This window comes from Actinomadura sp. DC4, assembly GCF_030406325.1.
Taxonomy (GTDB): Bacteria; Actinomycetota; Actinomycetes; order Streptosporangiales; family Streptosporangiaceae; genus Actinoallomurus.
Genome location: NZ_JAUEQY010000028.1, coordinates 36,348 through 62,281 on the forward strand (window position 1 = coordinate 36,348; position 25,934 = coordinate 62,281).

Below are 25,934 nucleotides of genomic sequence, written 5' to 3' on the forward strand. Positions count from 1 at the left end.
CGGCGTGTGGACCGGGGTTACAGCGCGAGTTCGAACCACACGGCCTTGCCCGCCGCCGTGTGGCTCGCGCCCCAGCGGTGCGAGAGCCGGCTGACGAGGAAGATGCCGCGCCCGGACTCGGCCTCGGTGTCCGGCTCGTACAGGACCGGCAGATGATGGTCGTCGTCGGTGACCTCGCACAGCAGCGTCTCGGTGCGCAGCAGCCGCATCGTGATCGGGCGCGTGGTGTAGCGGATCGCGTTGGTGACCAGCTCGGTAGCCAGCAGCGACGCCGAGTCGATGTGGTCCTCCAGGCCCCAGCCGGTGAGCGTGGTGGCGATCAGCCCCCGTACGTGCCGGGCCGCCTGGGCGTGCGGGCGCATGATCCAGTTGGCCACGCTGGCGCTCGGGATGCCGTCGAAGCGCGCGATGAGCAGCGCGACGTCGTCCTCGCGCTCGCCGGTGTGCAGCGCCTTCAGGACGTTCTCGCACAGGTCGTCGGGGGTCTCGGTGTTCGTGGTGAGGCTCTCGCGCAGCGCGGAGATCCCCTCGGTGATGTCGCGCTCACGCGACTCGACCAGGCCGTCGGTGCACAGCGCGATCAGGCTGCCGTCCGGTGCCGGCACCTCGATCGTCTGGAACGCGACGTTCCCCACGCCGAGCGGGACGCCGGGCGGCACCGGGATCAGTTCCGTACGGCCGTCCGCGTACCTGAGGACCGGGGGGACGTGCCCGGCGTTCGCGATGGCGCAGCGCCGCGCGACCGGGTCGTACACGCAGTAGACGCAGGTGGCGATGTACTGCTCGCCGTGCTGGCCGACGGTGTCCTCGAAGAGCTGGTCGAGGTGGCGCAGGACCTGGCCCGGCGGCGGGTCGAGGGCGGCGAGGGTGCGCACCGCCGTACGGAGCTGGCCCATGGTCGCGGCCGAGTGCACGCCGTGCCCCATGACGTCGCCGACGATGAGCGCGACCCGGCTGCCGGACAGCGGGATCGCGTCGAACCAGTCGCCGCCGACCTGGGCGGACGGGTTGCCGGGAAGGTAGCGGTAGGCGATCTCGACGCCGGGCAGCCGCGGCGGGTGCTTGGGCAGCATGCTGCGCTGCAGGGCGTCGGCGACGCGCGCCTCGCGCTGGTAGAGCAGCGCCTTGTGCACGCTGATCGCGGCCTGGTCGGCCATGAGCGTCGAGGTCAGCACGTCGATCTCGTCGAAGCCGGGCCGCTCGGGGTCGCGCAGCAGCACGACGAACCCCAGCATGTGCTCGCCGGCCCGCAGCGGCGCGACGAGGAGGGAACCGGGAGTGGCCGATGGCAGGACGCACTGGAGGACCTCGCGGTCGTGGTCCGGGTCCGGCCACATGACGAGCTGCCCGCTGGCCACGCTGGCGGCGAACGGCCCGGTGAGGTCGGAGACGGCCAGCGTGCCGGCGAGCGTACGCTCGCGTGTCCGCGCGTCGTCGGCGACCGAGACCTGCCTCAGGACCGCGTCCGGCGGCGCGCCGGGCAGCGGGGGCAGGTCGCCGTCGGCGAGAACCGCCTCGTAGAGATAGGCGGCGGCGAGATCGGCGAGGCGCGGCACCATCGTCTCGCAGAGGGCCGTCACGACCTGGGTGAGCTCGAGGTCACCGCCGATCCGTACGGTGGCGGCGTGCAGGAACGCGAGGTGCTCGTGTACCTCGGCCGGCTCGGCGCGCCGGCCCCGCCACCTCCTCACCGACGGCCGTCGCGGCGGCAGAACAGGAACAGCTGGACCTCGGGGAGAAGCTCGGTGCTGGCCGGGGCGTACGAGAGATGCCGCAGGCCGATGACCTCGAACCCGGCCTCGATCACGAGCTTCTCCAGCTCGCTCCGTACGTAGCCGGTGACGCGGACGGGGCTTCCCAGGAAATGGATCGGAGTGTCGTCGAGATCGGCCTCCACCATGCTGAGCAGAAAATACCCCTCGGGTTCGATGACCTGGTGGATTTTCGTCAGTGCGGAGGGGATCTCGGCGCGGGGAAGCATCAGCAGGGAGAAAAATGCGACGACCGCCGCGAAAGCGCCCAGAGTGGGATCGAGGTCGGCGATGTCGAGATGACGGAATTCGGCGTCCGGCACGTCCCGGTGGGCAAGGCGGAGCATCTCGCCGGAGATGTCCACTCCGGTCACCTTGTGTCCAGCATCGGAGAGTTGCCGCGCGGTGGGAATCCCGGTGCCGCATCCGACGTCGAGCACCCGCGAACCGGGCGCGAGCCGCTCCAGGAGCCACTCGCCGGCCGCGATCTGCCCCTCTTTGTGCGGGAATGCCGCGTCGTAGTGCTCACCGATGCGATCGAACGCCCAGGCCTGTGCGGCCTGCCGATCAGCACGGGAGTACAGACCGCCGGGGTCCTGCGTCATCACACCGTCCCTCCTCAACCATTGGGGTACACCGAGGCGCGCAGCCTATTCAACACGGATTCCGCCGCAAGCTCGGCAGAACCCCGGTTAGAAGCCTTGACAGAATTGGTCTCCATTAGCGGGTGCGGGAGGAGTGGCCGCCGGAGGGCGGTGAAAGCGTTTTCCGGATGGTCACATACTGCGGGGCGCCTTGCGGAGAAGGCTCGTGGATGGTGTGGAACGCTCCGTTTCCGGGGTGCCCGCCCGGAATGCGGGCTGGCCTTGATCGGCCATCGCGCGTCCGCGCGGTTCACTCGCCGCGCTCCCGGCCCGCCGTGGTCCGTCAGCAGTACGGGCCGAGGGCCTTCCTGATGCGGGCCGGGGCCGGGCGCATGCCCGGTGCGGCGCACAGGCCGTCCGTGCCGTATGTGACGCCGCGCCACGTGCCGCCGGCCCGCCGGAGCACCGCGTGGGCCGGGTCGGCGACCGGCTTGGTGAGCTGCACGGTCGTGGTGGCCCAGTCGCCGTCGCACACGATGGGGCCGGTCACGCGGAAGCCGGTCCAGTCCTTGGCGTCCATCGCCTTGATGAACGCCTCGGCGGACAGGCAGGCCGGCGATGGCGCCGGCGAGGACACGGCAGGGGACGCGGCGGCGGGCTTCGCGCCGGAGTGGCAGGCGGCCGTACCGGCGGCGCACGCCAGGACCGTGAGGCAGAGCAGTGGCCGTGACACCGAACCCCCTGTGCGCGAGTCGTACCGCGCCGACCGTACGCCATTCTTGATCGCCGGCGCACGCGGATCACCTGCGGTGGTTGATGATCCGCAGGACGCGCTGGATGCGGCGGGGCGGCGGGACGCCGAACGGGGTGGCCAGGCGGGTACGGGCCGGGCGGCCCCGCAGGGTCACCGTGTTGCCCAGCCGCCAGCGCGCCGCCTCGGCCGGCTTGGCCGCGGCGACGACCGTGGCCGAGGCGAGGAGGCGTTCGTTGGTGGACTTGGCGATGTCGCTCAGCCGGGCGGCCTCGTTGACCGGGTCGCCGATGACGGTGTACTCCAGCCGCTGCTCCGCGCCGATGTGGCCCGCGACCACCTGGCCCGACGAGACCCCGATGCCGGCGATCAGCTGGGGCAGGTCGGCCTGCAGCCGGTGCGAGAGCGTACGGGCGGCGGCGAGGGCCTGCCCGGCCGGGTCCTCCAGCGGCTGCGGAGCGCCGAAGATCGCCAGAGCGGCGTCGCCCTGGAACTTGTTGATCAGGCCGCCGTGCGCGGACACGACCTCCACGACGATGCCGAAATAGGCGTTGAGCAGGGCGACGACCTCACCCGGCGGCCGGGTCGCGGCCAGGCGGGTCGAGCCCTGCAGATCGGCGAAGATCACCGCCGCGTCGCAGACCTCGCCGCCGCCGAGCGCGACGCCGTGTTCGAGGGCGTGCCGGGCGACGTCCTCGCCGACGTGCCGGCCGAACAGGTCGCGTACGCGCTCGTTCTCCCGCAGGCCCGCGGCCATGTGGTTGAACCCGGCCTGCAGGCCGCCGAGCTCGCTCGCGTCGTACACGGGCACGGAGGCCTGGAGGTCGCCGCGCTCGATCCGGGCCAGCCCCTCGCGCACCGCCCGTACCGGATCGGCGACGGCGCGCGCGGCGATGTAGGTGATCTGGAACCCGACCAGCAGCGCGAGCCCGCCGAGCACGAGGATCGTGACCGCGAGCTGGGTCAGGGCCATCCCGGTGACGACGAGCGCGGACAGCGCGGTGATGACCAGGCCGAGCAGGGGCACGGCGGTGCCGAGCGCCCAGGCGAGCATGGTCCGCGGGGTGATGCCGAACCAGCCGTCGTGCTCGGCCGCCCGTTCCGCCATCACGACCGCCGCGATCGGCCGCAGCAGCCGCTCGGTCAGCAGGTAGACGATCGCGCACGTGGTGATCGCGCCGAGCAGTGTGATCATGCTGACCTTCAGGGCGAGCAGCGGGGAGAAGGCCAGGTCGATCGCGGCCCACCCGACCGCGCCGAACCCCCAGAGCGTCGCCTGCATGGTCATCAGCCGCAGCGGCCCGCGCAGCACGGCCCGCCGCTCGGCCTCACTCGGCTCGCGCTGGTGACCGGCGAAGCGGCGCAGCGGCCGGAACAGCCGCATGCCCCACACCACCCCGAACGGCGCGCCGAACACGACGTACGAGGAGAAGACGACGAGGTTGATCAGCCGGATGCGCTCCGGGTCGCCGAGCCCCGGAGGGTCGGGCATGACGAACGTCGAGAACAGCATGACGAACAGGGCGCCGCTGAGATTCGCGCCGCCGACGGCGAAGATGAGCAACCATCGCGTACGGCGTTCGAGCACGGCACGGGAGGCGCCGGCCGGCCCGTCGAGCCAGGCCCGGAACCCCCCGGCCCGCGTGCTGCCGGCCACCGTCACCTCTCCTCGTTCGTGTCTCGTCCGTGCTCCGTCCGTGCCAGTTGGGGACACCAGTGTTACCGAAACCCGGGAGCGGGGTAACGGGAGGTAGCTGATTTGGGCCCCGAAAGGCGGTTCCTTGGGCGATCGGGCCGCGTGGCCGGGTTCCGCCGGGGCGTGGGAATCTTGGGGGATGACGGCGACGCGGCGGATGGGGCTCGGACTGGCGGCGCTCGGCAGGCCCGCGTACATCAATCTCGGGAGGGACGGGGCGCTTCCCGCCGACCGTACGGTCTCGGCGATGCGGGAGGCCACCTTTCAGGTGCTCGACACCGCGTACGCGGCCGGGGTCCGCTGGGTCGACGCGGCGCGTTCGTACGGGCGGGCCGAGGAGTTCCTGGCCGCCTGGCTGGACGACCGCGATCCCTCCGGGGTCACCGTCTCCAGCAAGTGGGGCTACGCCTACGTCGGGGACTGGCGGACCGACGCCGAGGTGCACGAGGTCAAGCGGCACGACCTCTCGCGGTTCCGGGAGCAGGCGGGCGAGACGCGGCGGCTCCTCGGCGACCGCCTCGACGTCTACCAGGTGCACTCGCTCACCGCCGACAGCCCTCTCTTCGGCGACGCCGGTCTCCGGCACGCCCTGGCCGGGCTCGCGGCCGACGGCGTACGGATCGGGTTCTCCACGTCCGGGCCGGCGCAGGCCGACACCGTACGGCGGGCACTGGAACTGGAGGCCGACGGGCGGCGGCTGTTCACGACGGTGCAGTCCACCTGGAATCTCCTCGAGCCCTCCGCCGGCCCGGCACTGGCCGAGGCCAAGGCGGCCGGCGCGTACGTCATCGTCAAGGAGGGCCTCGCCAACGGCCGGCTCGCCGTCGACCCGCCCGGAGAACTTCGCCGCGCCGCCGAGCGCCACGGCACGGGCGCGGACACCGTGGCGCTCGCGGCCGTGCTGGCCCAGCCCTGGGCGGACACCGTGCTGTCGGGCGCGGTCAGCGTCGCCCAGCTCGCCACCAACCTCGCCGCCGAGACGATCACCCTCGACCCGGACGAACTCGGTGGCCTGGAGACGCCGCCCGGGGAGTACTGGCGGGACCGCGCCGCACTGCCCTGGAACTGAGTCCGCAACCGGGGAAAAGTGATGTCCGGCCCGTGCGGCGAATGCCGGGACATGGTCGTTTCGATACGCGAATATGGCTATTGCCACCCGGCCGCCGAACCGTGACGGCCGGGGCGCGCGCTGGAGACGAGGACATCGATGGCATCTCAACGCCGTACAGAGGGTTCGGCGCATGGGCACGTCTGACATCAGGGGAGCCATCCTGGCGGCGATGGCGACCATCATCTACTACCTGGGGTTCATCGTCTTCCGGGTCGCCGCGACCCGCATGCCCGTGCTCCGCGGCACGCGTCCGCTCCGCCTGGTGCGATACACCTACACCAACTGGCTCTGGCTGACCGGTGTGGTCATCGTGCTGGCCGGCGTCGCCACGCAGGTCGAGGCCCTGACGATGCTGCCGCTGAGCCTCGCCGAGCCGATCTTCGTCGCCTGCCTGGCCTTCATCCTCTTCTACGCGGGCGTCTTCTTCCGCGAACGCCTGACCGCCCGTGAGTGGCTGAGCATCGGCCTGTTCGGCGCGGCCACCGCCTTCATCGGCATCTCGAACGGCGACCGCGAGGTGCTGACCAGCAGCGTCGCGAGCCCGCTCGTACTCGCCACCGTCGTGGTGCCCGGCGTCGTGATCAGCGCGATCGTGCTGGTCGGCGGCGACGTACGCGCCTTCGGCCGGCACGCGAAGCCCCTGACCGGCGTGGCGTACGGCTTCGGCTCCGGCATCAGCCTCGGCATCTCCGAGCTCGCCATCAAGGGCGTCGCGTCGGTCTACAACACGCACGGCCTGGCCGCCGCGGCGTACACCACGCCGTACCCGTACGTCGCGATCGGCATGGCGGTCATTGGCCTGGCCCAGCTGCAGATCGGCCTGCAACGCTGCCGAATCTCGATCGTCGCGACGGTGCTGACGGTGGCGGCGAAGACCGAACTCGCGGTGTTCGGCCCGATCTTGTACAAGGAGCCGTGGCCGGCCGACCGGTTGATGCTGATCCTGCGCCTGAGCGGCTTCGGCCTGGCGCTGGTCGCCCTCGTGATGTTCCCTCGCCACGAGACGTCCCAGGAGACGTCGGGCATCGCGTTCCTCCCTGCCCAGGCGGGCCTGGCCCCGAGACGCGAAAGAGCCTGACCGGCACCTCCCGTTGGGCGGCCGTCCCCCCCGACCGGGCCGCCCTACCTCAGCCGGCGGTCTCGCCTCGGCAGAGCGTCGCACCAGGCGCGGGCCGCCTACCTTTCCATGACCCTCCCCCTTCTCCCGCTCTGGAGAGGATTGTCGTTCAGCGGCCGCGGAAGGCCTCCTCCAGCCACCAGGACGGTCCGCTCGTGACCTTCGCGTGCACTAGCAGGGGGCGGTCGCGTGGGCCGTTGAGCCAGGTGGTCACCGGCTCCAGGTCTTCGACGCGGCGTACCGTGATGGCCTGGCAGCCGAAGCCCCGGCCGATCGCGGCGATGTCCGTCGGCGGGAACCGTACGGTGTCCAGCGGGTGGCCGTCCGGGCCGAAGTGGTGGACCTCTGCGCCGTAGGCCTCGTCGTCGTAGATGACGATCAGTAGCCCCAGACTCAGGCGGACGGCTGTTTCGAGTTCGGCGATGCCCATCAGGGCGCCGCCGTCGCCCAGGGCGGCCACGGTCAGGCGGTCCGGGCGGGCGACCGCCGCGCCGATGGCGGTGGACAGGCCCAGGCCGATCGACTGGAACGCCTGGGTGAAGACCAGCCCGCCCTCGGGGACCTCCAGGAACATCGCGGGATAGGCCATGAAGTTGCCCGAGTCGACCGCGACCGTACGCTCCACCGGGAGGAGGTCGTCCAGGCGAATCGACAGCGTCCGCGGATCGATCGTGGTCGCGTCCGAGGCGTCCTCGTAGGGGACCGCGCGCCAGCGTCCCTCCCTCGCGAGGCGTTCCGCCAGTTCCGGAGAGCGGGCGCCCGCGGAAGCGTGCGAACGCCGGGCGAGCTCCGCCTCGACCGCCAGCGCCGTACCGGACACGTCGCCGATCACGCCCAGGTCGATCGGGCGGTGCGCGCCGAGGGCCTCGCTGTCGAGGTCGATCTGGACGACCGTCGTGTCCTCGCCGACGAGCGAGCCGTGGCGCAGGGTCCACATGTTCATCGAGCAGCCCCACCCGACGAGCACGTCGGCGGAGCGGACCAGCTCGGCCGCCACGGGCGTGGCGAAACCGCCGCTGACGTCCAGGTCGAACGGGTCGCCGCGGAACAGCCCGCGCGCGACCGCCGACGTGGCCAGCAGCGCGCCGACGCGTGAGGCCAGCGCTCGCAGCGGCCCGCCGGCCCCTCGCGCGCCGCGTCCGGCCAGGAACACCGGCCGCCGGGCCCCCGCCAGAACGTCGGCCAGCCCGGCCACGGCCGCCGGGGGCGGCACCGGCGCGGCCGGCGGAGGCACCGAGGACACCGTCACCGGCCCCCGGCCCGCCGCCGGCCCGGCCACGACGGACGATGGTGGCACCGACCCGGCCGACGGGGGCTCTGAAGGCGCCGCCGATGGCCCAGGGTGCGGCACCGCACTCCCGGCTGCCGGAGGTGGTGCGACGGGCGGTGGTGTCGTGGGCAGAGCCGTCGGTCCGTGGTGCGGTGTCGCGGGCCCGATGGCGGGTGGCGGCGGGATCGGGGCGGGTGACAGGGGCACCGGGGGTGGCTCCACCGGGCCGGGGTGAGGCGCTGCCTGTACGTCCAGTGGCAGGCCGAGCACGACGGTTCGGCGTTCCATCACCGCCGTGCGCCAGGCGCGGGTCACGTCCTCCATGGCCGAGGCGGGGGAGTGCACCCGTTCCGGTATCGCGCCCACGGCGGTGGCCAGCGCGGACTGGTCGATTCGGAAGTTGGAGCGCACCGCGGAGGCGGCGGTCTCGGCGGCCAGTACGAGCAGCGGCGTGCGGCTCTTGGCCGCCTCCGTGATGCCGGTCAGGGCGTTGGTCAGCCCCGGGCCCTGGTGCACCGACAGCACGCCGACGCCGCCGCCGGAGCGGGAGAACGCGTCGGCCATCGTCGCGGCGCCGGCCTCGTGCCGGGCCGCCACGAATCGCGCGCCGCCCGCGACCAGCGCGTTGGTGACGTGGAAGTTGCCGCTACCGACGACGCCGAAGACGGTGCGGACGCCGAGCCGGGTCAGCGCGGCGCCCACGGCCTCCGCGACGTTCAATGCTCGACCAGGGCGAGGACGCGCGCCGGGCTGCCCGAGCCGCCGACGATCGGCAGCGGCGAGGCGATCAGCGCGGCCCCGCGTACGGGCAGACGGTCGAGGTCGCGCAGCTGGGTGAGCCCGTACTTGCCCGCGCCGAGCAGGAACGAGTGGCACGGGAACGGCGGGTCCAGGCCCGGCGCGCCACCCGCGTCGGTGCCGACCGTCTCCACGCCGAGCCCGGCGATCGGCGTCTCCTCGGCCAGCCAGCGCGCGCACTCGGCGGAGATCCCCGGCGTGTGCGAGCCGCTCTCGTCGGCGTTGAGGAACTCCTCCTGGTCGCCGGAGCGCGCGTCCCAGCCGGTCCGGTAGAGCAGCCAGCCGCCGTCGGGCAGCGGGCCGTTGGCCTTCGTCCACGCGCGCACGTCGTCGATCTGGAGCAGGAAGTCCGGATCGGCGGCCACCCGGTCCGCGACGTCGAGGACGACGGCGGGCGCGACGAGCCGGCTCGGCGCGACCTGCGAGACGTCCTCACCGTCGCGGCCGGTGACCCAGTGCACCGGGGCGTCGAAGTGGGTGCCGGTGTGCTCGCCGGTGACGATGTCGTTCCAGTACCAGGCCGGCCCCCGCTCGTCGTAACGGCTGATCTCGCGCAGCGAGAAGTTGACCGTGTTGCCGAACGGCTCGGGCAGCTTGAGGATCGGCGTGGTCTCCGACAGAGGCGCGGTCAGGTCGATGACCTCGATCGAGCCGTCGCCGATCGCCGCGGTCAGTTGAGCGAGCAGGGACATGGTTCCTCCCACCGGCCCGTGAGCGGGGGGCGTCCCCGCGGGCAGTGGCCCGAACGTACCGGGCCTGGCACGGCGACGGCCAGCACCCCGCACGACCTGTGGACAACCGCCCGGCGGCGGCTCAGGCGCTCAGCACCCCGTGCGGGTCGAGGACGTACTTGCGCGCCGCGCCCTGGTCGAACTCCCGGTACCCGGCCGGCGCGTCGTCCAGCGGGATGACCGTCGCGTTGACGTTGCGGGCGATCTGCACGCGGTCGTGCAGGATCGTCATCATCAGCTGCCGGTTGTACCGCATGACCGGGCACTGGCCGGTCGTGAGCACGTGCGACTTGGCCCACCCGAGGCCGATCCGGATGCCGAGCTGACCGATCCGCGCGTTCTCGTCCACGCCGCCCGGATCGCCGGTCACGTAGAGCCCCGGGATGCCGAGCCCGCCCGCCGCCCGGGTGATCTCCATCATCGAGTTGAGCACCGTCGCCGGCCGCTCGCCCGCCGACCCCTCCTTGCCGTGGCCGCGCGCCTCGAACCCGACGCAGTCCACCGCGGCGTCCACCTCGGGCACGCCGAGGACCTGCTCGATCTGCTCGCCGAGATCGTCGTGCTGGGACAGGTCGACGGTCTCGCAGCCGAAGCTCCTCGCCTGCCGGAGCCGCTCCTCGACCATGTCGCCGACGATCACGACCGCCGCGCCGAGCAGGAGGCTCGCCGTCGCGCAGGCCAGCCCGACCGGCCCCGCGCCCGCGACGTACGCCGTCGAGCCGGTCGTGACCCCCGCGGTGTACGCGCCGTGGTACCCGGTCGGGAAGATGTCCGACAGCATCGCCAGGTCGGTCAGCTTGGCCATCACCGTGTCGCGGTCGGCCGGGATCCTGAGCAGGTTGAAGTCGGCGTACGGGACCGTGACGTAGCGCGCCTGGCCGCCGTGCCAGCCGCCCATGTCCACATAGCCGTACGCCGCGCCGGCCCGCGCCGGGTTGACGTTCTCGCAGACGCCGGTGTGGCGTTCCTTGCAGTTGCGGCACCGCCCGCAGGCGATGTTGAAGGGCACGCTGACCAGGTCGCCCCGCTTGACGAACTCCACGTCCGAGCCGAGCTCGACCACCTCGCCGGTGATCTCGTGCCCCAGCGTCTGGCCCACGGGCGCGGTCGTACGGCCGCGCACCATGTGCTGGTCGGATCCGCAGATGTTGGTGGCGAGGACCTTCAGGATCGCTCCGTGCTGGAGCCCGCGCCCGTTCTGCTCCCGCAGCGTGAGTTCCGGAAAGTCCAGGTCCTCGACGGTGACGGTGCCGGATCCCTGGTAGACGACGCCTCGGTTGGTGTCCGCCACGACTCGATCCCTCCTGCTCGCGAATACCCCGCGGGAGGGCGGCAAGACCCCGCCCGCGCGGAGGTCTTGGCCTGTCGAATTCTACGCTTCGTCGGATTGACCGTTAATGTCTGCTTCCGGAGTGGATCTTGACTTCGGGACAACGCGCCGTGAACGTCCTGCGTCCAACCAAGAGTGGAAGTCTCGTACGGCCAGGGCCTGCGACCGACTGATGAGGTGTGATGGCCGACAACGACGCCGACGACGCGGCGAAGCCCCCGGGCGACGAGGACGCGGAGCCGACCCCTCAGGACGCCGGGCCCGCCTCGTCGGACGCCGAGCCGGAGAAAGAGCCGGCCGAGGACGAGCCCGACGACGCCGAGGCCGAAAAGACCGAAGAGGCCGAAGAAACCGAGAAGACCGAGGCCGCGAAGCCCGTACGCAAGCGCCACCGCGTCCTGCGCTGGGCCGCCGCCATCGTCGCGGTCGTCGTCCTCGCCGCCGGCGGTACGGCCGGCTACCTGTACGTGCACCTCAACGGCAACATCCACAAGGAGAACGTCGAACAGCAGCTCGGCCCCGACCGCCCGGCCAAGCTGAACAAGTCGATGAACATCCTCCTGCTCGGCTCCGACTCCCGCGACGGTGACAACAAGGCCTACTGGTCGCCGGACATCAGCGGCGAACGCTCCGACACCACGATCCTCCTGCACCTGTCGCCGAACCGGGACCGCGTCGTCGCGGTCAGCTTCCCGCGTGACTCGATGGTCCAGGTGCCGCAGTGCGAGAAGAAGAACGGCCAGAAGGTCGCCCCGTTCTTCGGCATGCTCAACGCCGCCTTCGCGTACGCGGGTGCCTCCTGCACGTGGAAGACGATCGAGTCGACCACCGACATCCACATCGACCACTACGTGAAGATCGACTTCACCGGGTTCAAGCGGGTCGTCGACGCGCTCGGCGGCGTGGAGATCTGCGTGCCGCACGCGGTCAACGACCCGCGCGCCAACCTGAGCCTGCGGGCCGGCCGCCAGGTGGTCAAGGGCAACGACGCGCTCGGCTACGTCCGTACGCGCTACGGCATCGGCGACGGCTCGGACCTGGAGCGCATCCAGCGGCAGCAGAAGTTCATGGCCTCGGTGGTGAACAAGGCCACGAGCAGCAGCATGCTCACCGATCCGACGCGGATCTACACGTTCCTCGACGCCGTCACCAAGTCCATCGCGACCGACGACAAGCTCAGCGTGTCCGCGATGCGCAAGCTGGCCACGAGCATGAAGGGCATCAGCGCGGGCACGGTCCGCTTCGTCACCGTGCCCACGCAGGTCTACCCCCGCGACCCGAACCGCGTGCAGTGGGACATGGCCCAGGCCAAGCCGCTGTTCGACGCGATCCGCGGCGACGACGCGCTGCCCGCGCCGAAGCCGGCGCCGCCGGTGGCCGAGCAGCCGAAGCCCGAGGACGTGAAGGTCCGGGTCGTCAACGGGCCGAAGAAGGCGGTCAAGGCGCTCAAGGACCGGCACTTCAAGGTGACCACGGCCAAGGGCCCCGTACAGACCGAGACCAAGATCCTGTACGGGCCGGGCGGCGAGCGCCAGGCCGACGCGGTCGGGGTCGCCGTCCCCGGAGTGCGGATCCTGCCCGACCCGACCGTGCCGCCGGGCACCGTGTCCCTGGTCGTCGCGCCCGCGGGCGTTCAGGTGACCCCGGTGATCCCGAAGGTCACCGGTGAGATCAAGGCCGACCAGGTGCCGTGCTAGGGGAGAGCCTCAAAGTGACGTAGGGCACGGTGTCGCCCGGGAGCACGTAGCGGTCGACCTCGACGAACCCGTGCGCCCGGGCGAACCGCAGCCCATCCGGGTTGGACGCGAGGACGACCGTCTCGATCGCGTCGCCGCCGAGCTCTCGCGCCTCGGCGAGGCCCCGCGCGCAGAGCTCCCCGCCGAACCCGCGCCCGCGGTGGCCGGGGAGCACGCGGGCGATCACCGTGGCCGCCGGCTCGTCGCTCGTAGGCGGCCGTACGGTCATGCAGCCCACGAGGACGTCGCCGAGGTAGGCGACGTCCAGGCGGTAGCGCGTGGCGCGCTCGCGTACCTCGTCGAGGGTGAGGACGCCGGTGGGAATGATCTCGTTGTGGACGTGCTGCCAGTCGCGGAGCATGGCATCGCCGTTCACCCGCTCGATGCGGAGGCTGGGCATGGCCCCGAGGAAACCGGCGGAGTGGCCGGGACGTCAACCGATATTCGGCGTCACCGGCCCGGCGCCGGCCGCCCGGTGAGCACCGCGGCGTTGGGCCGGGGCCCGGCGCGAAGGCCCGCCCACAGCCCCCGGCCCAGCTCGCGGGCCAGTCGGGGGCGGTCCGTGGACCCGGCGAACGCCCGGGCCCACCGTCGTACGGTCGAGCCCGCGTAGAGCAGGCGCTCGCCCGGCGCCAGGCACGCGCTCCGGGTGAACAGCCACGTCTTGTTCCGCACCTCGTAGAAGAAGCGCGCGCCCGGGTCGAACGACGGCGACGCGGTGCGGTGCACGACGACGCTGTCCGGGCACAGCAGGCCGAGGCGCCCGCGCAGCAGCCGAAGGGTGTACTCGAAGTCGTCGTTCCACAGGAAGTAGTCGGCCACCGGCAGCCCGCACTCCCGTACGGCGGCGGCGTCGGCCAGCACGGACACGAACGACGCGGAGCGGATGCGCGCGTGGCCGGGAATGCCGGCGGGCCGGGTGCGCGGAGTGTTCATGGGGTGGTCGCGGCCGTCGGTCCAGACGACCCGGCTGGCGGCGAGCGCGGGACGGTACCGGCCGAAGGTGGACAGCAGCGCCGCCAGCGCGCCCGGTGAGGGAACGGTGTCATCGTCCATGAGCCACAGCGCCGTCGCGTCGAGTTCGAGAGCGCGGGCGATGCCTGCCGCGAACCCTCCGGCGCCGCCGGTGTTGTACGGCAACCGGAGCAGGTCGACGTCGGGGAACCGCGACTCCAGCAGCTCAGCGGTGCCGTCGGAAGAGGCGTTGTCGACGACGACCACGACGTCGGGAACGCGGGTCTGCGCGCCGATGGCGGCCAGCGCCCCGGCCAGGAGATCACGCCTGTCGTGGGTGACAACCACGGCGACCACATAAGCGTCTTCCTGACGGACAAGCTCTGACATCTCACACCTTTACCGAGTCAACGCCATAAATGATGCGAAAAGCCTTCCACAGGGACCTTAAGCTACATTCCGCTCGTCTTACCTCATAACCGTTCCTCCGCACCGAGACGGACGCATGGCCGAACCCTTCTCGCTCCTCCTCACCGTGTACGCGGGGGACCGTACGGACTATGTCCGCGATGCGTTCCACAGCGCGGTCGACGCCCAGACCCGCCGCCCTGAGCAGGTCGTCCTCGTGCAGGACGGCCCGCTGCCGGCCGACCTCGACGCGTGCCTGACCGAGGTACGGGCGGGCAGCCCGGTCGAGGTGACCTTCCTGCGCCTGGAGCGCAACAGCGGGCTGGGCGTCGCGCTCGACGAGGGGCTGGCCGCCGCCCACCACGACGTCGTCGCGCGGATGGACGCCGACGACATCGCGATGCCGCGGCGGTTCGCGGTGCAGCTCCCGGTCATCGAGGAGGGGGCGGACCTCGTCGGCGCGGGCATGCTGGAGTTCGGCGCGGATCGCGACGACATCGTGGGCCGCCGTACGCCGGTCTCCGAGCCCGGCGACATCGCCCGGTACGCGCGCCTGCACGACCCGTTCAACCACCCGACGGTGGTGTACCGGCGCCGCGCGGTCCTCGCGGCGGGCGGCTACGGTGACCTCCCGCTGATGGAGGATTACTGGCTTTTCGCCCGTATGATCGCGAGCGGCGCGACCATGGTGAACCTGACCGAGCCTCTCGTGTACTACCGGGTGGGCGACGGCGCGTACGAGCGGCGCGGAGGCGTGGCCCTGCTGCGCGCCGAGCTGCGCCTGCAGCGCGAGCTCCTGCGGGGCGGGTTCACCACACGCGCGCAGTACGTCCGCAACGTGAGTGTCCGCGGCGGGTACCGGCTGACCCCGGCCTTCATCCGCCGCCCGCTGTACCGGCGGTTCGTCGCCCCGCGAGGGGTGCGCGGAGCGCCGGACGTCTCCGCAGAGGGTGCGCGTGAACGCTGATCTGGTCGTCGCGGGCTCAGGCCTGTTCGGCCTCACGGTGGCCGAGCGCTGCGCCCGCGACCTCGGCCTGCGCGTGCTCGTCGCCGAGCGCCGCGACCACATCGGCGGCAACGCCTACAGCGAGGTCGAGCCCTCGACCGGCATCGAGGTGCACCGGTACGGCGCGCACCTGTTCCACACCTCCAACGAGCGGGTGTGGGACTACGTCAACCGGTTCACCGCCTTCACCGACTACCGGCACCGGGTCTTCTCGATCTTCAAGGGCCGGGTCTACCCGATGCCGATCAACCTCGGCACGATCTGCGCCTACTTCGGCCGCGCGATGGGCCCGGACGAGGCACGGCGGCTGATCGCCGAGCAGGCCGCCGAGGTCGCCGACCCGCGCAACCTGGAGGAGAAGGCGATCTCGCTGATCGGCCGGCCCCTCTACGAGGCGTTCATCCGCGGCTACACCGCCAAGCAGTGGCAGACCGACCCGCGCGAGCTGCCACCGGAGATCATCACGCGGCTGCCGGTGCGCTACACGTTCGACAACCGCTACTTCGCCGACCGCTACGAGGGCCTGCCGGTGGACGGCTACACGGCCTGGCTCGAACGCATGGCCGACCACCCGCGCATCGAGGTACGGCTCGGCACCGACTTCTTCGACCTGGACGCGTCCGGCAACGTCCCTGTCGTCTACACCGGCCCGCTCGACCGCTACTTCGGCCACTCCGAGGGCTCGCTCGGCTGGCGCACGCTCGACTTCGAGCGCGAGGTGCTGGACACCGGCGACTTCCAGGGCACCCCGGTCATGAACTACGCGGACGAGGACGTGCCCTACACGCGCGTCCACGAGTTCCGCCACTTCCACCCCGAGCGCGCCCACCCGGAGGACCGGACCGTGATCGTGCGGGAGTACTCCCGTTTCGCCACGGCGGCCGACGAGCCGTACTACCCGATCGACACCGCCGAGGACCGCGCCCGGCTCGCCCGCTACCGGGAGCTGGCCCGCGCGGAGAAGGACGTCCTGTTCGGCGGGCGCCTCGGGACGTACCGCTATCTCGACATGCACATGGCCATCGCCTCCGCGCTGACCATGTACGACAACCGCCTGCGGCCGCGCTTCGCCGGCCGCGCCGGCGACAAGGGGGGAACATGAGAGTTCTGCAGCGGGTGGTCCTGCCCGCCGACCGCGACCTGGACGTGCTGAAGCTGTACGTCGAGGGCCGCGGCGGGCGCGGGGAGGCGACCGCCGCGGGACCGGGGGGCGGCGGCCGCGAGGTCCGCGTCGCCGGGCGGCGGAGCGCCGCCGTCGCGCCGGGCGGCCGGGCGTCGTTCTGCACCTACTTCAACGCGTTCCCGGCGAGCTACTGGCGCCGCTGGAGCGTCGTGGAGCGCGTACGCCTGCGGATGCGCGTCCGCGGCGACGCCGTCATCGTCGTCTACCGTTCGACCGGCAAGGGCTTCGTCCAGCGGGTGACCCAGATCGAGGTCGACGCCGACACGGCCGTCGACCGCGAGCTCGACCTGCCGCTGGAGCCGTTCATCGACGGCGGCTGGTACTGGTTCGACATCGCCGCCGGCGATCGTGAGGTCGTGCTGGAGCAGGCCGAGTGGTGCGCCGACACCGACCGGGCCCAGGGCAGCACCAGCATCGGCATCACGACGTTCAACCGGCCGGCCTACTGCGTCGAGCAGCTGCTCGCGCTGGGCGAGGCGAGCGACGTCCTGGACGTCGTGGACGAGATCTTCGTCATCGACCAGGGCACCAAGCGGGTCGAGGACCGGCCGGAGTTCGCCGGGGCGGCCGAGGCCCTCGGCGGGCGGCTGCGGATGATCGACCAGGGCAACATCGGCGGATCCGGCGGCTTCTCGCGCGCGATGACCGAGACGCTCGACGCCGGCCGCAGCGACTACGTGCTGCTGCTCGACGACGACGTCGTGGTCGAGCCCGAGGGCGTTCTGCGCGCCGTGGCCTTCGCCGACCTGGCCCGTACGCCGACGATCGTCGGCGGGCACATGATGGACATCTTCAACCGGTCGGTGCTGCACGTGTTCGGCGAGTCGATCGCACGTTACCGCTGGTGGATGACGCCCACGGCGCACACCTTCCTCGGCCACGACCTGGCCGCGCACCCGCTGCGCGAGACGCCGTGGTTGCACCGCCGCGTCGACGTCGACTACAACGCCTGGTGGATGTGCCTGATCCCGCTCGACGTCATCCGCAAGGTCGGGCTCTCGCTGCCGTTCTTCATCAAGTGGGACGACATCGAGTACGGCGTCCGCGCGCGCGAGGCGGGGTTCCCCACGATCTCGCTGCCGGGCGCGGCCGTCTGGCACGTGCCGTGGCACTCCAAGGACGACACGCTCGACTGGCAGGCCTACTTCACCGAGCGGAACCGCCTGGTCACGGCGCTGATGTACTCCCCGTACCCGCGCGGCGGCAACATGCTCAAGGAGAGCATGTTCATCGCCACCAAGCACGCGCTCGCGATGCAGTACTCCACCGTCGAGCTCATGCTCCTGGCGGTCGAGGACGTGCTCGGCGGCCCGGAGGGCCTGCACCCGTCCATGACGACGAAGATGGCCGAGCTGCGCGCCCTGCGCGAGGGCTTCCCCGACGCGCGGGCCGAACCGGACCTCGACGAGTTCCCCGAGGTCAAGCGCCGGAACCCGCCGAAGAAGGGGCGTGAGCCGGTCGCCCCGGAAGGCCGCAAGGCGCTGATCAGGACGGCGCTGGCGGGCGCGGTACGCCAGCTCCGCCCGGTCGACTCGTTCACGCGCGAGCACCCCGAGGTCACCGTGCCGCACGTCGACCAGACCTGGTGGCTGCTGTCGCGCTACGACAGCGCGCTGGTCTCCTCGGCGGACGGCACCAAGGCGGCGTGGTACCAGCGGGACCCCCGGCGGTTCCGCGCGCTGGCGCGGCGGAACATGGCCCTGCACGCGCGGCTCGCGCGCGAGTGGCCCGAGCTGAGCAAGCGCTACCGCGCCGCCATTCCCGAGCTCGCCTCGACGGAGCGCTGGAGGGAGACCTTCGAGGCCGCCCGCCGGGAGGAACGGTGACGGTGGAGCCGCTGCTCGCCCCCGGCCGGGGCGGCGGACTGCCCGACGTCGCGCGGCGGCGCTACCTCCTGCGGCTGCTCGTACGCCGTGAGCTGCGCAGCCGCTACCAGGGCTCGCTGCTCGGCCTGGGCTGGTCCTACGTGCGGCCCGCGGTCAACTTCGCGGTCTACTTCTTCGTCGTCGGCGTCTTCCTCAAGATGAGCCAGGCGATCCCGAACTTCCCGGTGTTCCTGTTCTCCGGCATGGTCCTGATCAGCTTCTTCACCGAGACGCTGATCACCACCGCGTGGTCGGTCGTCGGCAACGCGTCGCTGGTGAAGAAGGTCTACCTGCCGCGCGAGCTGTTCCCGGTCTCCTCGATGCTGGTCTCCGGCGTGCACATGCTGCCGGCGCTGGCCGTGCTGATGGGCGGCGCGGTGTGGGCGGGCTGGGCGCCGTCGTGGATCGCGGTCGGCTCGATGCTGCTGGCGTTCGGCATCGTGGCGACGCTCGCGATGGCGTTCGGGCTGCTGTTCGCCGCGGTCAACGTGTTCTTCCGCGACTTCGGGCAGGTCGTGGACATCATCAACATCGTCGTCCCGTGGTCGGTCCCGATGATCTACCCGTGGACCACGGTGCAGGAGGCCACGCAGGGCGGCTGGCTGCTCCAGGCCTACCTCGCCAACCCGCTCACCAGCGCGGTGCTGCTGTTCGAGCGGGCCTTCTGGTGGCCGACCAACGACCAGGCCCTCACGCTGCCGAACGGCGCGCCCGCCCTGCCCGGCGGCAGGCTCGCCTTCCCTTACCACCTGACCACGCGCGGCCTGGCGAGCCTGCTCGGCGCGCTGGTGCTGCTGGCCGTGGCCCAGCTGGTCTTCGCGCGGCTGCAGCGACGCTTCGCCCAGGAGCTCTGATGGAGTCCATCGTCGTCGACGGGGTGTCCAAGCACTTCACCCTCCGCCACGCGCACTCCATCAAGGAGATGACCGTACGCGCGGCGCGCCGGCAGAGCCTCTCGGAGCGCTTCACCGCGCTGGACGAGGTCTCGCTCACCGTGGAGCAGGGGGAGTCGCTGGCCCTCATGGGCCTCAACGGCTCGGGCAAGAGCACGCTGCTGAAGCTCATCTCCGGCGTCATGCAGCCCGACCGGGGCTCGGTGCGCGTACGCGGCCGCGTCGCGGGGCTGATCGAGGTCGGCGCCGGACTGCACCCCGACCTGACCGGGCACGAGAACATCTTCCTCAACGCCGCGATCCTGGGCATGACCAAGGCCGAGACCGAGGCGAAGTACGACGAGATCGTCGCCTTCTCCGAGATCGAGTCCTTCCTGGACACCCAGGTGAAGTTCTACTCCTCCGGCATGTTCATGCGGCTCGGCTTCTCCGTGGCCGTGCACACCGACCCGGAGATCTTCCTCGTGGACGAGGTGCTCGCCGTCGGCGACCCGCCGTTCCAGAAGAAGTGCCTGGAGCGCATCCAGGAGTTCCACGCCGATGGCCGTACGCTCGTCATCGTCTCCCACGACATGGGCACGCTGGAGAAGGTCTGCGGCCGGGGCCTGGTGCTGGAGCGGGGCCACGCGGCGTACGAGGGCGACATACAGAGCGCGGTCGACTTCCTCACCCCGCCGGACACGCCGCTGGAGGCCGAGCGGCGCAAGCGGGCCCGCGCGGAGGCCGACCCGGGCAGCACCGCGCGCGCCGAGACCGCGCTCCTGGTGCGCGAGGCCATGCCGGACGCGCCTCGGCTGCCCGACCCGCGCGCCACGCTGGAGCACGGCCTGTCGCTCGCCGCCGGGCAGGACGGCATGGCGCTGGAGTTCGGCGTGCACACCGGCGGCACGCTGACGGCCATCGCCGCGGCCCGCGAGGGCAAGAACGTCTTCGGCTTCGACTCGTTCGAGGGGCTGCCCGAGGACTGGCGCGACGGCTTCCCGGCCGGCCACTTCGCGCTCGACGAGCCGCCGGAGGTGCCCGGCGCCGAGCTGGTCGTCGGGCGCTTCGAGGACACGCTGGCGGGGTTCCTGGAGGAGCATCCGGAGCCGGTGGCGTTCGTGCACGTCGACGCCGACCTCTACTCCTCGGCCCGTACGGTGCTCACCCTCCTCGGCCCCCGGCTGAACGCGGGCACGGTCATCGTCTTCGACGAGTACTTCGGCTATCCCGGCTGGCGGGAGCACGAGTACCGGGCCTGGCAGGAGTACGTGGCCGAGTCCGGCGTGCGGTTCGCCTACGAGGGCTACACCGAGGACGACGAGCAGGTCGTCGTGCGGATCACCGGGGTCGCGGGCGGGGACGGCCGGGTCGCGCTGACGGCCGAGGTCGCGCCGCCCGCCGCCGAGATGCCCTTCGGCCTGACGCGCCTCACGAAGGACCCGGCCCCCGCCGAGGCGGTGCGCACGAACGCGGCCCGTACGAAGCCGGCTCCGGTCCGTCCTCGCGCGAAGGAGCCGGTCGCGGCCCGCAAGACGGCCGGCCGGCTGCGGGAGCTGGACGTGCTGCGCTTCGTGGCCGCCGCGGCCGTGATGCTGCACCACTTCACCGGCGTCCCCGCGCCGGAGTGGCCCGGCGGCAGCGCCCGCCGGATCTTCCCCGAGCTCGGCCCGGTCACGCGTTACGGCTTCCTCGGCGTCGAGCTGTTCTTCCTGATCAGCGGTTTCGTCATCCTGCTGAGCGCGTGGGGGCGGCGGCCGGGCGACTTCGTCGTCTCGCGCATCGTGCGCCTCTTCCCTGCGTACTGGGTCGGCGTGCTGCTCTCGCTCGGCGCCTACCTGGCCTTCAACTCCTGGGTGCCCTTCGGCCCGGGCACCGACGGCCCGCTGAAGCGGTTCCTGCCGAACCTGACGATGCTCCAGGAGGGCGTCGGCTCCCAGCGCATGGAGGTCGTCTACTGGACCCTTTATGTCGAACTGCACTTCTACGTGCTGATCGCGTTGTTCGCGTGGGCGCGCATCACCTTCAGCCGGTGCGTCGCGTTCATGGGCGCGTGGCTCCTGTTCAGCGTGTTCGCGCTCGAATCGGGCTCCGGCTTTCTCAAGGTCGTTCTCCTGTGGCGGTACGCGCCGTTCTTCGTCGCCGGAATGGGCTTCTACCTCATCTACAAATACGGCTCGAATCTCATCGTCTGGCTGCTCATCGCGGCGAGCTGGGCCCTCGGCTGCTATTACGACGTGAAGTACAACTTCCCCGACTTCACCGCCGCGCCGCACTCGCTGTACGTCATCCCGGCCGTGGTCACCGTGATCTTCGGCGTCATGGCGCTCGTCGCGACCCACCGGCTGTCCTGGCTGCGCTGGCGCGGCTTCACGGTGCTGGGCATGTTGACGTACCCGCTCTACCTGGTGCACCAGACGATCTCCCGCACGTTCGTGCCGCGCCTGCTGCCGTACATGGGCCGCTGGGAGGTGCTCGGGGTGCTGGTGGCGAGCGCGCTGGCGGCCGCGTACCTCATCAACCTGCTGGTCGAACGCCCGGCCCAGCGCCACCTGCGGCCCCGGCTCAAGGCGGCGATGGCCCGCATCCGCGCCGGGGACTCCGAAGGGGTCGCTCGGTGACGTCTTACGACGCCGGGGAGAGGCCGATCGCGTCGATCTCCGCGCTGCACGCCGCGTAGGACAGCCGCAGGGTGTCGCGGCCGGCGTTCAGGTCGACGGGGGCCGCCGCGATGGTCCAGCGGTCCCAGCCGTACGCCGGGTAGCGCAGCTCGCCCTGCGGCCGCCCGTTGACCGTGAGCCGCTGCTCACAGGCGCCGCCTGCGCCGTTTCCGGCACGCACGTAGAGGCGGTACCGCCCGGCGTCCGGCAGCTGCAGCGCGAACTCCAGGAAGCTTCCCGCGGCGGACAGGTAGCCGACCTTCCCGTCGCCGGAGGCGTTCGCCGTCGTCAGCCGCTCGCCGTTGTTGACGGTCGCGTACGTCGGCGACTCCGCCTCCCAGCGCGTCATCGGCCGGCCGGTCAGCGCGGAGTACCAGCGCGCGGCCATCTTGGCGTAGCCGCCGTTGGTGGGGTGGACGCCGTCGCCGGACAGGTCGTCCTTGGACAGCACGGAGTGCATGTCGACCAGGTGGACGTGCAGCCCCGCGCCGGCCTTGTCCGCGACGATGCCCGGGATGGCGGCGTTGTACGCGCGGGCCCGCGCCTCGTTCTTCCGGTTCGCCAGCGGCGTGATGGTCGAGACGTACACCTGGGCGGCCGGCACGGTCGCGGTGACGAGGTCGAGCAGCGCGCCCAGCCGGGACGGTGCCGCGGGCAGGCCCCACCGCTGGATGACGTCGTTCGTGCCGATCTGCAGGAGGACGATGTCGGGCCGGTACTTCAGCAGCCAGTCACGCGCGTGCGCGGACACCTGCCGGATGCGCCAGCCGGGGTGCCCCTCGTCGTCGCGGTCGCCGAGCTGCGGCGGCCCGCTGGACCGCGAGCCGACGAAGTCGGTCCTCATCCCGTCGGCCTTCATGTACTGCCACAGGTCGCTGCGGTAGCCGCCCGAGGACAGGCCGTCGGTGATCGAGTCGCCGAGCGCCATGACGCGCAGGGGCATCGCGACCGGCGCGTCCCGGTGGGGCGCGACCGCCAGCGCGCGGTGCGTCGAGCCGCCGGCCTGCAGGCGCATACCGGCGCAGGCCGCGAGGCTGACGAACAGCGCGACCGCGGCGATGATGATCCGGTCCAGTCGTGTCACGGGCGGGGGTCCCGGGTTCGGGGAGAGGGCGGACTCACAGCACTATGACTCACGGCAAGGGCCGCCGCCACAAGGTCGGCCGTTCACCCGTGTGGTCGGCGCTGATCCCGACCGCCAGCAGATCGGAGCCGAGCGTGGTCAGCCCGGTGAGCCACTGGTCGCCCCGGCCGGACAGCCCGGTGCCCTCGGGCGCCTGCGCGCTCCACGAGCGCCCGTCCGCCGACGTCCACAGGACCACGTCCTCCCGGCCCGGCCGTCCCGCGGTGCCCGCGAGGACGAAGCCCCTCGGCGTCGCGGTCACGGCGGTGGACAGGGAGCTGTGGTCGCTGGAGTCGGCGCCGTCCTGACCCGCGCGGGGCAGCCGCACCTCCTGCCAGGACACGCCTCCGTCGGAGGAGACGAACGCGAAGGCCGTACGGCCCGACGAGGTCGTCGCGGTGCCGGTCGCCACGAGCGTGCCGCCCCTGACGGCCACCCGGTCGAACCAGCCCTCCAGGGAGCCCGCCGGCTGCGGCAGCTCCTTCAGCGTCCACTTGCGCCCGTCGGCCGAGGTCCAGACGGCGGGTCGGCCCTGCGGCGCGTCCTTGACCGCCGGGTCGCTGAGGCCGCCGACGGCGACGAAGCCGGAGGGCGTGGCCACGACGCCGCGCATCCAGCGGTTGGCCGTCGCCTTGCCGCCCAGGTCGCCGCCGCTGCCGGCCTTCCAGGACTTCAGGTCGGGGGAGAACCAGGCGCCCGCCGAGAACCCGGACTCGCCCACGACCACGTAGCCCGCCTTCCCCGCGGCGGCGGCGTAGGTGGCGACGTGGCCGGAGCCCGGGTCGAACCCCTCGGCCGCGCGCCAGCTCGTGCCGTCCGCGGAGGTGACGACGAGAGGCCGCCCCGCGTCGTAGCCCACGGCGACCCAGCCCGCGCCGCCCGGGGTCACGTTGATGAGCCGCTGCTTGCCGGGCCGCGCGAGCGCCTGCCCGGAGTCGCCCGCGCGGGTCCAGCGGGTGCCGTCGGGCGAGGTCCAGACGGCCCCGTCGCCGTTGGTGCCGCCCACCGCGACCTGCAGGTCCGGGCCGGCCGCCACGGACGTCACGGTCTGGTCGGGCTGGTCGGCCCCCGCGATCGCGGACACGTCGACCGGGACCTCCTGGCCGAGCGTGTCGCGTACCGCGAGAACTCCGTCGGTGTCCTGGCCGTCGTCCTCGCGGCCGGCGACGATGGTCGCGCCCGCGGTGACCGCCACGCCCTCGACCGTACGGCCCGAGGAGGTCGGCACCTCGCCGCCGTTCTGCCAGGTCCGGCCGTCCTCGCTGCGGGCGAGCAGGACCTTCTTGTCGGCGCCGATCACCGCGGCGAGGCCGCGGTCGGATCCGGAGAGGCGCTGCAGCCCTCCGTAGCCCGGCAGGTGGATCTCCCCGGCGGGCTGCCACCGGTCGCCGTCCGCGGAGGTCATGATCACGCCGTACCGCTCGGACTTGCTGCTCGCGTTGCGGCCGGCGACGAACCCGTCCGACGTCGCCCCGATGGCGATGCCCGGCCCGGCCGTGCCCTTGGGATGCGGGACGTCGGCCGCGGCCCAGGACCGCCCGCCGTCGGCCGAGCGCCACACGCCGTCCTGGGTGACCAGGCCCTTGGCGTCGGTGGTCCAGCCGTAGACGATGACGGCGTTGTCGTGCGCGGCCACGTCGATCAGCGAGAGCGGGCCGCCGGACAGCGACATCTTCAGCTGGTCGTTGCCCAGGCGCTCCCACTGCCGTCCGTCGGAGGACAGCCACACGACCGGTACGGCGTCGCTGTAGTCGCCCTTCTGCGAGGTGTCCCCGACGGCGACGAAACCGCTGCTCGTACGGGCCACCCGGGTGATCTTGTCGTGCCCGAAGACCGCGCCGGTGGAGTCCGGCTGGCGGGTCCAGGTCCGCGCGTCGCGGCTCGTCCAGACCGCGGTGCCGGTACGCGAGCCGCCGAGGGCGACCCAGGCGCCCTCGGACCCGGCCACGACCCGGGGCGTGTCGCCGTACCCGGGCTCGGCGCCGTCGGGCGTACGGACGTCGGCGAGGCGGAACGAACGCCCGCCGTCGCTGGAGACCAGGAACTCCCCGCGGTAGTCGGCGGTGTCGGCCTCGCCGCCGATCGCGACCACGATCGAGCCCGCCGAGGCCACGCCGACCAGCTCCTGGTCGCGGCCGTCGGACTTGGCCGCCGGGTCCGGCGCGAACGTCGTCGCGGCGAGCTTCGCGGCGGGACCGGCCGGAGCGTCGTGGGCGCCGTGCCGGGTCAGGACCACGGCGCCGGCGGCGATCAGGGCGACCACGGCCAGGCCGGCGACGCCGATCAGGATCGGCCGCAGGGGCAGGCCGCGCCGGCCCGTGCGCTGGCGCTGGGCGGTCTCGCGGCGCCAGGGCTCGTCGTAGACGGCCGGCGGCGGGCCCGGCGGGCGGGCCGGGGGCATCGGCGGCCGGGACTCGGGCGGACGCGGGGTGGAGCGCGGGCTCGTGGCCGAGGGCGGCAGGTCGAAGGCGGTGGCGTTCGGGTCGGCGCCGCGCGGAGGAAACGCGGGGTTCGGCTCGGTCTGCGGGAGCGGCAGGTAGTAGGTCGGCGGCATCGCGGGCGCGTCCGTCACTGTGGGCTCGGCCGGGGGCGGCTCGGCCGCCGGGTCCCAGCGCGGCTGCGGCGGGATCCGCCAGGGGTCGGAGGGTGCGGCCGGGTCCTCGAAGCGCGGCTGCTCGGAAGGGTCGACCGTCTGGTCCTCGTTCGGCGTCGGCGCCCAGGGCGGGAGTGCGGCCGGCGGAGTGGCGGGACCCCACCCGGCGGGCGGAGACGACCAGGGGTCCTCGGGTGGCGGGTCCGCGCTCGGCTCTTCGTCAGGCATGTCGTGCCTAGTCACGCTCACCCTCCCCGTGCATCGCCGTCCAATGGCGACCCCCCGCGACGCGACCCTCGACCATAAGAAAGCCGTGGCGGCATCTTATCGGGACAAAGTGGTCAAGTGGGCTCTTCGTAGCACGGTGTGACCTATCCGCTAACCATTCTCCGGAG

At 72.2% G+C, this 25,934-nt stretch carries 19 protein-coding genes; 8 read left to right on the plus strand and 11 right to left on the minus strand.

Features of this window, described 5'->3' with window-relative positions; translation table 11 throughout:
• Positions 1–17: 17 nt before the first annotated feature.
• The 4 genes from QWU11_RS35730 to QWU11_RS35745 form a co-directional block, all read right to left on the minus strand.
• Complete coding sequence (locus tag QWU11_RS35730) at positions 18–1,691, minus strand: SpoIIE family protein phosphatase (RefSeq protein ID WP_290118935.1); 1,674 nt, start codon at positions 1,689–1,691, stop codon at positions 18–20.
• A complete protein-coding gene (locus tag QWU11_RS35735; RefSeq protein WP_290118936.1) occupies positions 1,688–2,356 on the minus strand; it encodes a class I SAM-dependent methyltransferase in 669 nt (222 codons plus the stop codon). The genes QWU11_RS35730 and QWU11_RS35735 overlap by 4 nt, the downstream gene beginning before the upstream one ends.
• Before the next feature lie 322 nt (positions 2,357–2,678).
• Positions 2,679–3,068 carry a hypothetical protein gene (locus tag QWU11_RS35740; protein ID WP_290118937.1) on the minus strand — a complete coding sequence of 130 codons (390 nt, stop codon included), beginning with the start codon at positions 3,066–3,068 and terminating at the stop codon, positions 2,679–2,681.
• A gap of 67 nt (positions 3,069–3,135) precedes the next feature.
• The gene (locus tag QWU11_RS35745; protein WP_290118938.1) at positions 3,136–4,743 is read right to left on the minus strand and encodes an adenylate/guanylate cyclase domain-containing protein; all 1,608 of its coding nucleotides are present in this window, start codon (positions 4,741–4,743) and stop codon (positions 3,136–3,138) included.
• A gap of 178 nt (positions 4,744–4,921) precedes the next feature.
• Between QWU11_RS35745 and QWU11_RS35750 the strand changes: the two genes are divergently transcribed.
• Positions 4,922–5,851, plus strand: a complete 930-nt coding sequence (locus QWU11_RS35750; protein ID WP_290118939.1) for an aldo/keto reductase — start codon at positions 4,922–4,924, stop codon at positions 5,849–5,851.
• Between the two features lie 172 nt (positions 5,852–6,023).
• A complete protein-coding gene (locus QWU11_RS35755) occupies positions 6,024–6,971 on the plus strand; it encodes a hypothetical protein (protein ID WP_290118940.1) in 948 nt (315 codons plus the stop codon).
• A gap of 148 nt (positions 6,972–7,119) precedes the next feature.
• Here QWU11_RS35755 and QWU11_RS35760 read toward each other — a convergent pair whose 3' ends face one another.
• From QWU11_RS35760 to fdhA, 3 genes are all read right to left on the minus strand, one after another.
• Positions 7,120–9,000, minus strand: a complete 1,881-nt coding sequence (locus QWU11_RS35760) for a thiamine pyrophosphate-binding protein (protein WP_290118941.1) — start codon at positions 8,998–9,000, stop codon at positions 7,120–7,122.
• Positions 8,997–9,770, minus strand: a complete 774-nt coding sequence (locus QWU11_RS35765) for a cyclase family protein (RefSeq protein WP_290118942.1) — start codon at positions 9,768–9,770, stop codon at positions 8,997–8,999. Before QWU11_RS35765 ends, QWU11_RS35760 begins: the two co-directional genes overlap by 4 nt.
• Before the next feature lie 121 nt (positions 9,771–9,891).
• A complete protein-coding gene (gene fdhA, locus QWU11_RS35770) occupies positions 9,892–11,100 on the minus strand; it encodes a formaldehyde dehydrogenase, glutathione-independent (protein ID WP_290118943.1) in 1,209 nt (402 codons plus the stop codon).
• Between the two features lie 221 nt (positions 11,101–11,321).
• Between fdhA and QWU11_RS35775 the strand changes: the two genes are divergently transcribed.
• Positions 11,322–12,836 carry an LCP family protein gene (locus QWU11_RS35775; protein ID WP_290118944.1) on the plus strand — a complete coding sequence of 505 codons (1,515 nt, stop codon included), beginning with the start codon at positions 11,322–11,324 and terminating at the stop codon, positions 12,834–12,836.
• Here the strand turns inward: QWU11_RS35775 and QWU11_RS35780 are convergent.
• Both QWU11_RS35780 and QWU11_RS35785 read right to left on the minus strand, forming a co-directional pair.
• Positions 12,811–13,275 carry a GNAT family N-acetyltransferase gene (locus QWU11_RS35780; RefSeq protein WP_290118945.1) on the minus strand — a complete coding sequence of 155 codons (465 nt, stop codon included), beginning with the start codon at positions 13,273–13,275 and terminating at the stop codon, positions 12,811–12,813. The two genes, QWU11_RS35775 and QWU11_RS35780, sit on opposite strands and share 26 nt — an antisense overlap.
• 50 nt (positions 13,276–13,325) lie before the next feature.
• Complete coding sequence (locus QWU11_RS35785; protein ID WP_290118946.1) at positions 13,326–14,219, minus strand: glycosyltransferase; 894 nt, start codon at positions 14,217–14,219, stop codon at positions 13,326–13,328.
• Between the two features lie 115 nt (positions 14,220–14,334).
• Between QWU11_RS35785 and QWU11_RS35790 the strand changes: the two genes are divergently transcribed.
• The 5 genes from QWU11_RS35790 to QWU11_RS35810 are packed head-to-tail and all read left to right on the plus strand — an operon-like array spanning position 14,335 to position 21,784.
• Positions 14,335–15,204, plus strand: a complete 870-nt coding sequence (locus tag QWU11_RS35790) for a glycosyltransferase (protein ID WP_290118947.1) — start codon at positions 14,335–14,337, stop codon at positions 15,202–15,204.
• A complete protein-coding gene (gene glf, locus QWU11_RS35795; protein WP_290118948.1) occupies positions 15,194–16,345 on the plus strand; it encodes a UDP-galactopyranose mutase in 1,152 nt (383 codons plus the stop codon). Before QWU11_RS35790 ends, glf begins: the two co-directional genes overlap by 11 nt.
• Entirely contained in the window at positions 16,342–18,252 is a 1,911-nt protein-coding gene (locus QWU11_RS35800) for a glycosyltransferase (RefSeq protein ID WP_290118949.1), read from the plus strand. Before glf ends, QWU11_RS35800 begins: the two co-directional genes overlap by 4 nt.
• The gene (locus QWU11_RS35805) at positions 18,249–19,145 is read left to right on the plus strand and encodes an ABC transporter permease (RefSeq protein WP_290118950.1); all 897 of its coding nucleotides are present in this window, start codon (positions 18,249–18,251) and stop codon (positions 19,143–19,145) included. Before QWU11_RS35800 ends, QWU11_RS35805 begins: the two co-directional genes overlap by 4 nt.
• Complete coding sequence (locus QWU11_RS35810; protein WP_290118951.1) at positions 19,145–21,784, plus strand: acyltransferase family protein; 2,640 nt, start codon at positions 19,145–19,147, stop codon at positions 21,782–21,784. Before QWU11_RS35805 ends, QWU11_RS35810 begins: the two co-directional genes overlap by 1 nt.
• A gap of 4 nt (positions 21,785–21,788) precedes the next feature.
• On the opposite strand, the gene QWU11_RS35815 is transcribed toward QWU11_RS35810, so the two are convergent.
• Both QWU11_RS35815 and QWU11_RS35820 read right to left on the minus strand, forming a co-directional pair.
• Positions 21,789–22,907: a GDSL-type esterase/lipase family protein gene (locus tag QWU11_RS35815; protein WP_290118952.1), complete on the minus strand. Its 1,119-nt coding sequence runs from the start codon at positions 22,905–22,907 to the stop codon at positions 21,789–21,791.
• Between the two features lie 49 nt (positions 22,908–22,956).
• A complete protein-coding gene (locus QWU11_RS35820) occupies positions 22,957–25,767 on the minus strand; it encodes a hypothetical protein (protein WP_290118953.1) in 2,811 nt (936 codons plus the stop codon).
• Between the last annotated feature and the right edge of the window lie 167 nt (positions 25,768–25,934).

Coding starts and splice junctions, on each gene's coding strand:
- QWU11_RS35735 (WP_290118936.1), bottom strand. CDS start 2,356: ATGACGCAGGACCCCGGCGGTCTGTACTCCCGTGCTGATCGGCAGGCC.
- QWU11_RS35750 (WP_290118939.1), top strand. CDS start 4,922: ATGACGGCGACGCGGCGGATGGGGCTCGGACTGGCGGCGCTCGGCAGG.
- QWU11_RS35755 (WP_290118940.1), top strand. CDS start 6,024: ATGGGCACGTCTGACATCAGGGGAGCCATCCTGGCGGCGATGGCGACC.
- QWU11_RS35765 (WP_290118942.1), bottom strand. CDS start 9,770: ATGTCCCTGCTCGCTCAACTGACCGCGGCGATCGGCGACGGCTCGATC.
- QWU11_RS35775 (WP_290118944.1), top strand. CDS start 11,322: ATGGCCGACAACGACGCCGACGACGCGGCGAAGCCCCCGGGCGACGAG.
- QWU11_RS35780 (WP_290118945.1), bottom strand. CDS start 13,275: ATGCCCAGCCTCCGCATCGAGCGGGTGAACGGCGATGCCATGCTCCGC.
- QWU11_RS35785 (WP_290118946.1), bottom strand. CDS start 14,219: ATGTCAGAGCTTGTCCGTCAGGAAGACGCTTATGTGGTCGCCGTGGTT.
- QWU11_RS35790 (WP_290118947.1), top strand. CDS start 14,335: ATGGCCGAACCCTTCTCGCTCCTCCTCACCGTGTACGCGGGGGACCGT.
- QWU11_RS35800 (WP_290118949.1), top strand. CDS start 16,342: ATGAGAGTTCTGCAGCGGGTGGTCCTGCCCGCCGACCGCGACCTGGAC.
- QWU11_RS35810 (WP_290118951.1), top strand. CDS start 19,145: ATGGAGTCCATCGTCGTCGACGGGGTGTCCAAGCACTTCACCCTCCGC.
- QWU11_RS35820 (WP_290118953.1), bottom strand. CDS start 25,767: ATGCCTGACGAAGAGCCGAGCGCGGACCCGCCACCCGAGGACCCCTGG.